The sequence below is a fragment of the Neptunomonas sp. ABH4_499 genome (genome assembly GCF_056160565.1).
The window spans coordinates 1-1568 of sequence record NZ_JBSWXK010000037.1 but is presented as its reverse complement, the minus strand read 5'-3'; the positions used below and the strand labels follow the sequence as shown (position 1 = coordinate 1568).

Below are 1568 nucleotides of genomic sequence, written 5' to 3'. Positions count from 1 at the left end.
GAAAAAACGGTTTTTAGGCGTTAAGGAATATGAAGGAGGACTGTGGGATGGAGTCTTATGGTGTTAAATGTCTAATCCGACAGTCTCGTTAGCAACACCTATCAACTTATTTACTTCAAAACGAAAATTTGATGATTATCAAGCCCCTGATATGATACATGGGGACTTAACAGAGAGAGAATTAAAAGAAAGCTATGACCTTATGGAAATATCGGATCATGTAGATCCATACCTCTTAACTAAAACTATTGTTTATTATGGAAACACTCCTTTTTTAAAATCAAAAAACGCCCCTATCACGAAAAATGAATGTGCCGACCTTCTTTTTGAAGAATTTCAAAAAAAAGCATCTTTGTTTTCATTCATCGGCCCATACAAATCCGTTATAAAAAGAATGATTGACCACATGCACTACAACAATGGTCAGCCATTTTCAAGTCCTCTTTTGAACAAAGCGCTACATTCTCAAATATTAAATGACTCAAGAAACGACTCTACATTAAACATAATAAAATCAGAATTTAAAAATAATTCATATCAACTTGATGAAAAACTAATTGAACAAATCAGATTTTTTTTAAAGAGCAGTCTTTTACCAAAATTCATCCGATTTAAGGATAACTTCAATGGCTTAGTAATAACTGTACATGATATCTATGCAGCTAGAATAGATATAGCCTCATATCAAACATCTGGTGCAAGCTATTCTCTGAAACTAAGATATACCATAGAAGATCACTTTGGATTAGACGCCAAGGATATATTACACCCAATATATAGTAAGCTGGATCTATTTAGAATATGGTTCTTTTTACAAAGACACGAGGACTTCGGGTATAAGCCTTTCATCACCAAGATGGAAACTGAAATAAATCTGCAAGGCCTCATATCATGAAAAAAATATTAACTGCAATGTTATCCATCATCATAATTATTATGATTTTTTATTATTACTCATTTAATGCACCAACATTAGTGGCCGCTGAGAGCAATCAATACGTGGGAATTGTTGCGGTTGAAAATTTCCCTAGCAACAAAGAATCCTCTATTAAGTGGTTTATAAAAAACCAATCTTTGGTCGAAGAATCATTAAAGCGAGAAATACCAAAACATGGAAGTTACAGACTTTATTTCATTAGTTATCATGGAAGTTTTATACCGGACAACTATGACGATACCGTTTGCTTTGAGACTATAAAAAATCAAAACAAGTGTTTAGATAAAGACTATCCTTTAACTATTCACTTCAAAGATGGGAAAATCCTCGAATATTCAGAATCCAGACGAACTTGGTTTGAGCGACTCAATTTTCCAGGTTAGATCCAATAGAGCCTCATCCGAGGCTCTTTTTAATTCGATCAACAGCACTTTGTTGTTCAGCCAAGGACGTGTTTAATAGACCACACTGATCGCCATTGGTTTGACCCTCACCAGCGTTACTCAAGCGGGATTGATGCTGGCGGGTATTGATAGCTACTTAGTCGGGCCTGAAAAATACGTAACCGTATGATTTATAGTGGTTTATAATGCGGTTCGAATATGGAAAACCCGCTTTTTTTGCCCTTCAG

General features: G+C 34.9%; 2 protein-coding genes. Both read left to right on the top strand.

The features are described from left to right. The first annotated feature begins 67 nt into the window (after positions 1-67). A complete protein-coding gene (locus ACXAF9_RS18120) occupies positions 68-895 on the top strand; it encodes a DUF3289 family protein (RefSeq protein WP_475076812.1) in 828 nt (275 codons plus the stop codon). Further along, positions 892-1320, top strand: a complete 429-nt coding sequence (locus tag ACXAF9_RS18115) for a DUF943 family protein (protein ID WP_475076808.1) — start codon at positions 892-894, stop codon at positions 1318-1320. The genes ACXAF9_RS18120 and ACXAF9_RS18115 overlap by 4 nt, the downstream gene beginning before the upstream one ends. Positions 1321-1568 lie beyond the last annotated feature (248 nt).

What these genes read in the sequence shown, in the direction of transcription:
- ACXAF9_RS18120 (WP_475076812.1), top strand. Translation starts at nt 68, where the DNA reads ATGTCTAATCCGACAGTCTCGTTAGCAACACCTATCAACTTATTTACT.
- ACXAF9_RS18115 (WP_475076808.1), top strand. Translation starts at nt 892, where the DNA reads ATGAAAAAAATATTAACTGCAATGTTATCCATCATCATAATTATTATG.